Source organism: Neptuniibacter pectenicola (assembly GCF_001597735.1).
Lineage (GTDB): Bacteria > Pseudomonadota > Gammaproteobacteria > Pseudomonadales > Balneatricaceae > Neptuniibacter > Neptuniibacter pectenicola.
In genome coordinates this window covers 1-265 of sequence record NZ_LUTS01000133.1, presented here as the reverse complement: position 1 = coordinate 265, position 265 = coordinate 1, and the positions used below count along the sequence as shown (strand labels likewise).

General features: G+C 33.2%; 1 pseudogene. It reads left to right on the top strand.

What is annotated here, in order from left to right:
• Nucleotides 1–83: 83 nt before the first annotated feature.
• Nucleotides 84–265 (top strand): annotated as a pseudogene (locus tag A3773_RS17215) (permease); the annotation flags it as partial.

Genomic DNA, 265 nt, shown 5'->3' with positions numbered 1-265 from the left:
TCGACATTTATCGAAATATTTATTGATCTCAACTTAAATAGTTCTATAATTCCAAACATATCGAATCATTAGGACTGACTAATATGAACGCTGAATTTTTAGAAATGGCCAAAGAAACCGCAAACATGTTTGCCTTTCTTGCTACCGAACTTATCATTCTTTTCTTGGCAATAAGCTACATTGTTGGAGTACTACAAGAATTCCTAACACCTGAAAAAATCCAATCTATTTTGAGCTCGAAAAACGGAAAAGGTTACTTTGTTGC